This is a genomic window from Crossiella sp. CA198 (assembly GCF_052078295.1).
GTDB lineage: Bacteria > Actinomycetota > Actinomycetes > Mycobacteriales > Pseudonocardiaceae > Crossiella.
In genome coordinates this window covers 37,536-44,474 of record NZ_JBQJIM010000047.1, presented here as the reverse complement: position 1 = coordinate 44,474, position 6,939 = coordinate 37,536, and the positions used below count along the sequence as shown (strand labels likewise).

General features: G+C 70.3%; 6 protein-coding genes. 3 read left to right on the top strand and 3 right to left on the bottom strand.

Features of this window, described 5'->3' with window-relative positions; genetic code table 11:
• Positions 1 to 139 precede the first annotated feature (139 nt).
• Positions 140 to 874: an AraC family transcriptional regulator gene (locus ACTOWY_RS42845; protein WP_441315323.1), complete on the bottom strand. Its 735-nt coding sequence runs from the start codon at positions 872 to 874 to the stop codon at positions 140 to 142.
• A 54-nt stretch (positions 875 to 928) separates the two neighbouring features.
• On the opposite strand from ACTOWY_RS42845, the gene ACTOWY_RS42840 reads away from it, so the two are divergent.
• Both ACTOWY_RS42840 and ACTOWY_RS42835 read left to right on the top strand, forming a co-directional pair.
• The gene (locus ACTOWY_RS42840) at positions 929 to 2,104 is read left to right on the top strand and encodes an MFS transporter (protein ID WP_441315322.1); all 1,176 of its coding nucleotides are present in this window, start codon (positions 929 to 931) and stop codon (positions 2,102 to 2,104) included.
• Positions 2,105 to 2,115: 11 nt separating this feature from the next.
• Positions 2,116 to 4,197: an MGH1-like glycoside hydrolase domain-containing protein gene (locus ACTOWY_RS42835; RefSeq protein WP_441315321.1), complete on the top strand. Its 2,082-nt coding sequence runs from the start codon at positions 2,116 to 2,118 to the stop codon at positions 4,195 to 4,197.
• A gap of 96 nt (positions 4,198 to 4,293) precedes the next feature.
• Here ACTOWY_RS42835 and ACTOWY_RS42830 read toward each other — a convergent pair whose 3' ends face one another.
• On the bottom strand, positions 4,294 to 4,893 hold the full coding sequence (locus ACTOWY_RS42830) for a TetR/AcrR family transcriptional regulator (protein WP_441315320.1): 600 nt from the start codon (positions 4,891 to 4,893) through the stop codon (positions 4,294 to 4,296).
• 116 nt (positions 4,894 to 5,009) lie between these two features.
• On the opposite strand from ACTOWY_RS42830, the gene ACTOWY_RS42825 reads away from it, so the two are divergent.
• Entirely contained in the window at positions 5,010 to 5,753 is a 744-nt protein-coding gene (locus ACTOWY_RS42825; protein ID WP_441315319.1) for a 3-oxoacyl-ACP reductase family protein, read from the top strand.
• Positions 5,754 to 5,781: 28 nt separating this feature from the next.
• On the opposite strand, the gene ACTOWY_RS42820 is transcribed toward ACTOWY_RS42825, so the two are convergent.
• A complete protein-coding gene (locus ACTOWY_RS42820; protein ID WP_441315318.1) occupies positions 5,782 to 6,642 on the bottom strand; it encodes a LysR family transcriptional regulator in 861 nt (286 codons plus the stop codon).
• Positions 6,643 to 6,939 lie beyond the last annotated feature (297 nt).

Genomic DNA, 6,939 nt, shown 5'->3' with positions numbered 1-6,939 from the left:
CTCAACCGCAGACCACGCATGACACTGGGCTGGGACAACCCAGCCCAGCGCATGCATACGCTCCTGGCCCAGCATCGCTAGCCCACCGTGACGCAACAACCGCTAGAAACCACCCAACGGCCAACACACCTGCGAGTCTTCAGGCCCGGCCCGGGGTGCGGCCGAAGGCGCGGCGGAAGACGTCGATGAACGCGCTCGGCGTAGCCCAGCCGCAGCGGTGTGCCACCGTGGTCACCGGCAGGTCCTCGGCCAGCAGGATCAACGCGTGCTGCAACCGCAACTGGGTCCGCCACTGCGGGAACGACATGCCCAGCTCCGCCCGGCACAACCGGGACAACGTGCGCTCGCTCGCACCGAACTCCACCCCGAACTCGCCCAGCGTGCGCCCATCCGCCGGATCCGCGTCCAGCCGCGCGCACACCGCCGCCAGCCGGGGATCCCGGGCCGCGGGCAACCGGATCGGCTCCTGCGGCGACTGCCGCAACTGATCCAGGAGCACGGTCAGCAGCCGCCGCCGTTCCGGGGTGTCCCGGTCGCCGAAGGCGGTGTAGCCGATGATCAGCTCACGCAGCAGCGGCCCGACCGCGAGCACCGCCGGCTGGTCCAGACCGAGGGGGTTCTGGGTGAGCGGCAGGCCGATCAGGTGCAGGTCGATCCGCCCGTACGCCCGGTGCTCGTGCGTCACCCCGGCTGGCACCCACAGCGCCTTGGTCGCCGGGGCCAGCCACCGGCCCGCGTCCGTGCGCACCGCGAGCACCCCGGTGGCGGCGTAGAGGATCTGGTGGTCGTCGTGCCGGTGCGCGTCGATGCCCGCCCCAGCGGCCAGTTCCTTGTGTGTGGTCGGCGCCACCGGCATATGGCGGGATTTCGACATTGTCTGGCAGTTTACCGGAAGCACGCCGCCCGGCCCAGGGGCAGGCTGAAGCCCATGCAGACCTCACGACGAGTGCCCACGCTGCTGCTGGCGGTCGGGCACGGCAGTGTCGACCTGTTCCAGGGCGCGGTGCCGGTGCTGGTGCCGTTCCTGGTGGCCGAACGCAGTTACGGCTATCTCGCGGTGTCCGGCCTGGCGCTGGCCGCGAGCCTGCTGTCCTCGGTGGCACAGCCGCTGTTCGGCCTGTGGACCGACCGCCGCCCACTGCCCTGGCTGGCCCCGATCGGCCTGGTGCTGGCCGGACTGGGCATCGCCGTGGCCGGACTGGTCGAGGGCTATCCGCTGACCTTCGCCGCGGTCGCGCTCAGCGGCCTGGGCGTGGCCGCCTACCACCCGGAGGCGGCCCGGCTGGCCCGCGCGGTCACCGGCGGCGACCCGGTCGGCATGAGCACCTTCTCCGTCGGCGGCAACATCGGCTTCGCCCTGGCCCCGGTACTGGCCGCCCCGGTACTCGCCCTCGGCGGCCTGCGAGCCGCCCCACTCCTGCTGGTGCTCACCACCATCGGCCTGCTCGCCACCCTCCCCTTGCTGGGCAAGCACTCCCCCGCCCCCAGCACCCGCGAGGCCAAGCCCGGTAGGGACAACTGGCCCGCCTTCCGCACCCTGTCCGCGGTGATCGTGGTCCGCTCGATCGGCTACATCGGCCTGAGCACCTTCCTCGGCCTGTTCGTCCAGCAACGGGTGCACGCCGGCGCCACCGCGAGCGCGGCCGCGTTGTTCGTGCTCTACGCCGCCGGTGCGCTGGGCACCATGCTCGGCGGCAGGCTGGCCCGCCGCTGGGGCCGGGTCCGGGTGCTGTGGATCTCCTATGCCTGCGCCGTTCCCGCGCTCGCCGGCGTCGCACTGGTACCCGGCCCCGCGCTGTACCTGTTCATCGCGGCCACCGCCATCGCCTTCTCGGTCCCGTTCTCGCTGCACGTCACCCTGGGCCAGGACTACCTGCCGAACCGGATCGGCACCGCCAGCGGCGTCACCCTGGGCCTGGCGGTCAGCGCGGGCGGCGTGTTCGCGCCACTGCTGGGCCTGCTCGCCGACGCCACCTCGCTGCAGTTCACCCTGGCCTGCCTGGTGGTCCTGCCCGCCGCGGCCTGGCTGCTGGGCCGCCGCCTGCCCGAGCCGGCGCTGACCGTTGTCGGCCACAACGACCCGGCCCGCACCGGTTCCCGGTAACACTCGAACCCATGCCACGACGGATCGCCGCGCTGTTCCTGACGCTGTGCACCGCACTCGGCCTCACCACGCTGCCCGGTCACGCCGCCCCGCCCGCCGGTCCCTACCCGGCGGTCGGGGCGGGCACGCGTTTCCTGGATCAGGACCGCCTGCTCGGCGACCTGCCGGAACCGGGCTGGTTCAAGGCGAACATCCCGTTCGTGGACCTGCCGGACGCGCAGCTGCGGGAGATCTACTACTACCGCTGGAAGGTCTACCAGGAGGCGCTGAAGTACACCGGCCCGCGCGAGGGCTGGATCGTCAGCGAGTTCCTCGGCCCGGTCGGCTATGCGGCGCCCAGCGGCGGCATCGTGGCCGCGGCGGGCCACCACGTGTACGAGGGCCGCTGGCTGCGCGACACCCGTTACCTGGACGACTACCTGCGCTATTGGTTACGCGGCAACGGCGCCGGTGCCAAACCCGCCACCGAGTTCCTGAACAAGAACACCACCGACTGGGCGCACCAGTACTCCAGCTGGCTGGCGGACGCGACCGTGGCCAGAGCGGAGATCACCGGCGACTGGCGCTTTGCCACCGACCTGCTCCCCGAGTTGCGCAGGCACTGGGACCGTTGGTCCCCGCAACTGGACACCAGCACCGGCCTGTACTGGCAAACCCCGGTCTGGGACGCCATGGAGTACACCGCCAGCTCCTACCAGAGCCCTGATCCCTACCACGGCGGGGACGGCTTCCGCCCCACCCTGAACACCTACCAGATCGCCGACGCCCGAGCCATCGCCGCGCTGTCCCGCCGCACCGGCGACCACACCACCGCCGCCTACTTCACCCAACGAGCCAACGACCTGTCCGAGGCCCAGCAAAAATGGCTCTGGGACCCCCAAACCGCCTTCTACAAACACGTCATGCGCGACAACAACCCCGGTCGCGACAAGATCGCCGACCGCGAACAGATCGGCTTCGTCCCCTGGGCCTTCCGCACCGCCCCCGCCACCAACGCCGCCGCCTGGTCCCAACTCACCGACCCCCAGGGCTTCGACGCCCCCTACGGCCCACCCACCGTGGAACGCCGCAGCCCCTGGTTCATGCACGAGGCGGACAAGGGCTGCTGCCGCTGGGACGGCCCCAGCTGGCCCTACGCCACCAGCCAAACCCTCACCGCACTGGCCAACCTGTTGATCGAGTATCCCACACAGTCCTATGTAGACAAAGACGACTACTACACCGCGCTAAGCCGCTACACCCAGACCCAGTACAAAAACGGCCGCCCCCACGTGGCCGAAGCCCACCACCCGGACCGTCCACAATGGATGTACGACACCCCAGGCCACAGCCAGGACTACAACCACTCCACCTACACCGACCTGGTCCTCTCCGGCCTGCTGGGCATCCGCCCCCAGCCAGACGCCTCAGTCCTGATCCACCCCCTGACCCCCAGAACCTGGACCCACTTCGCCGTGGAAAACCTCCCCTACCACGGCCGCAACCTGACTGTGCTCTGGGACCAGGACGGCACCAAGTACAAGCAGGGCAAGGGATTCCGCATCTACCTCGACGGCACACCAGTAGCCACCCGCCCCACCCCAGGCCCCCTGCGCATCCCAGTCCCCGACGCCCCCCGCCACCCCCTCCCCCACCAGATCGACGACGCGGCCAACCCCTCGGCCCAAGGTTTCCCTCAAGCCACCGCCTCCTACGCCAACCCCGGCGACGCCCCCAGCGAAGCCAACGACGGCCAGAACTTCTTCCTGGACGTCCCCGGCACCCGCTGGACCACCTACCGCTCCCCCAACCCCGAAGACTGGCTGGCCCTGGACTTCGGCCGCCCAACCCCGGCCTCCGACGTCCGCCTCTACTTCTACGACGACCGCGGCGGCGTCCAACCCCCGGCATCGTTCTCCTTGCAACACAAGCGATCCGACGGCACCTGGGCCGAGATCCCCGGCCAGCGCCGTAGCCACGCCACCCCGATCGGCAACGACCTGACCCGGATCACGTTCCCCACCCTGGAAACCACCGCACTACGCGTGGTCGCCAAACCCAAACCAGGCACCGCCTTCGGCCTGACCGCCTTCCAATCCTGGCGAACCCCCTAGATCGCGTACCACAACAGCCAACGTGGCGTACAACTTCGGCCAACACGCGGGTAGGTTTTCCACCCGGCTCAGTGGACTTCCCTTTGCCGCGCTGAACTATCCCGCCACCATGCCGTCCCAGGCACGCAGCGTCAGCTCCACCACCCGCTCCAGCTGTGCCCGGGACGCCCCGCCGGTGGCCTGCACCGACATCCCGAAGCCCACCGTGCCGACATAGCGAGCCAGATCAGCCGGGTCCACTGTGGACGGCAGTTCTCCCGCCAGCCGTGCCCGCCGGAACCGCTCCCGCAGCGCGAGTTCCCCGTCCCGCCGCCACTGCGCCAGCTCTTCCCGGATCTCCTCGTTCTCCGGCCCGGCCACCAGCGCGCCCTGCACCCCAAGGCATCCCCGCGGACAGCCCTTGGTCGTGGTCACGGTGACCGCGCCGCGCAGGAACACCTCGACCGCCTCCCGCGCGGTGGGCTGGGCCAACGCCTCATTCAGGTGGGTGGCGTAGTGCGTGGAGTAGTGCGCCAGGGCCCGGCGGAACAGCTCGGCCTTGTTGCCGTAGGCCGCGTACAGGCTGGGCCGGTTGACCCCGACCGCCTCGGTCAGGTCGGTCAGCGCGGCGCCCGCGTACCCCTGTCGCCAGAACACCCGCAGCGCCGCGTCCAGTCCCGCGTCCACGTCGAACTCCCGCGGCCTACCAGCAGGCATCCCGCACCTCCGCCAGCACAACGAATACTACTCGGTACAAAATAGCCTTGACAGCGCCTGCCCGCCAGCCGTAAATGTGTACTGACCGATAAATTATCGTGGTTGAGAAGCAAGTCATGGCACAGCAGCTCGCCGGTCGGGTCGCGCTGGTGACGGGTGGATCACGCGGAATCGGCGCGGGGGTGGCGATCCGGCTGGCCAGAGAGGGTGCGGCGGTCGCGCTGACCTACGCCAACTCCCCGGACCGCGCGGCCGAGGTGGCGCGGACCATCACCGAGGCGGGTGGCCGCGCGGTGGCGATCAAGGCGGATTCCGCCTCGGAAGCCGAGGTGACCGCCTCCGTCACCCAGACCGTGGCCGAGTTCGGCGGCCTGGACATCCTGGTCAACAACGCCGGCGGCGGCCGCTGGGCCACGGTCGACCAGGCCACCCTGGCCGATTTCGACCAGACCTTCGCGGTCAACGTGCGCGCGGTGTTCGTCGCGGTCCAGGCGGCCGTGCCGCACCTGCGCGAGGGTGGGCGGATCATCACCATCGGCAGCATCAACGGCGACCGCATGCCGATGCCCGGCGGCGCGATCTACGCCGCCACCAAGGCCGCCCTGGACGGTCTCACCAAGGGCTTCGCCCGCGATCTCGGCCCGCGCGGGATCACCGTGACCAACGTGCAGCCCGGCCCGGTGGACACCGAACTCAACCCGGCCGACGGCCCGATCGCGGACCGGATGCGCGCGCTGATGGCGTTGCCGCGCTACGGCACCGTCGAAGAGGTGGCCAGTTTCGTCGCCTACCTGGCCGGCCCGGAATCCAGTTTCATCACCGGGACCAGCCTGGACATCGACGGCGGCTTCGGCGCCTGAGCGAACCGGCTCGATCCGGGTGTTCCGCTCAGGCCGCGCGGTCGCACAGGCACCGCACGCAGGACTCGGCGAACACCCGGATCGCCTCCCGGTCGTCCTCGCTCCGCCAGATCACCGCCAGTTCCGCGGGTGGCAGCCCGGTGACCGGGCGGCAGACCACGTCAGGTCGTTGGTACAGCTCGACATTGCCCGCGGCGAGCAGGCTGACGCCGAGCCCGGCGGCGACCGCCTCGAAGCTCTCCTCCGCGGTCGCGGCCTCCACCCCGATCCGCGCCGGGGTGTCCCGGTACCCGGTGGCCAGCCAGAAGTCCCGCTGTAGCCCCGCGTTCGCGGGCAGCGCGACGAACGGCTCCCGCGCGAGTTCGGCAAACGACACAGCGTCCGAAGTGGACAGTTGATGACCGACGGGCAGCGCCGCCCACAGCGGTTCGGTGCTCACCACCTTCCAGGACAGCCCGGCCTGCGCGGGCACCGGCAGCCAGCTGATGGCCACATCGGTCTGTCCGTCGAGCAGCCCGGCGGCCGGGTCGGTCCAGCTGACCTGCCGGAAACTCAGCCGCCACTGCGGCAGCACCGCGCCCAGCCGGGCGGTGACGGCGGGGATCAGCCCGCGCCCGATCCGGGTCTGGAAACCCACGGTGAGCACGGTGTCACAGCAGGAGGCCACCTCGCCGACCTGTCGCCGCGCCTGTTCCCAGCGTTCCAGCAGCTCCCTGGCCAGCGGCAGCAGCGCCGCCCCGGCGGGCGTGAGCGCCACGGTGCGCCGGTCCCGGTCGAACAGCTCGGTGCGCAGCTGGGTCTCCAGCTGACGGATCTGACGGCTCAGCGTGGGCTGGGCGATGAACAGCCGGTCGCTGGCCGCCCTGGTGAAGCTCAGCTCCTCGGCCACAACTAAGCACTTCTTACAGCACTCTGTAACCACGCCCTGAGCTGCGCAAACACGTCGGATGTCGACAGTAGTGCCGCGAAAGATCATCTACTCTCGGCTTGACGTGCCGCGCGCCGTTCTGGAAGGCCGCCAGGGTTGTACGCTGGTCAGACGCAGATCAACTCTGACATCAGTGGGGGATCGCGAGATGACTTCTCCGGGCCTACAGCGAGGTGTCCCAAGCCGTGCGGCCAGCGACCGCCGTTGTTGTTCTGGCTGCGGATCAGTTCTCGCGGCCGACAACAACGCGCGCATGTG

What these genes read in the sequence shown, in the direction of transcription:
- ACTOWY_RS42835 (WP_441315321.1), top strand. Translation starts at nt 2,116, where the DNA reads ATGCCACGACGGATCGCCGCGCTGTTCCTGACGCTGTGCACCGCACTC.
- ACTOWY_RS42845 (WP_441315323.1), bottom strand. Translation starts at nt 874, where the DNA reads ATGTCGAAATCCCGCCATATGCCGGTGGCGCCGACCACACACAAGGAA.
- ACTOWY_RS42825 (WP_441315319.1), top strand. Translation starts at nt 5,010, where the DNA reads ATGGCACAGCAGCTCGCCGGTCGGGTCGCGCTGGTGACGGGTGGATCA.
- ACTOWY_RS42840 (WP_441315322.1), top strand. Translation starts at nt 929, where the DNA reads ATGCAGACCTCACGACGAGTGCCCACGCTGCTGCTGGCGGTCGGGCAC.
- ACTOWY_RS42830 (WP_441315320.1), bottom strand. Translation starts at nt 4,893, where the DNA reads ATGCCTGCTGGTAGGCCGCGGGAGTTCGACGTGGACGCGGGACTGGAC.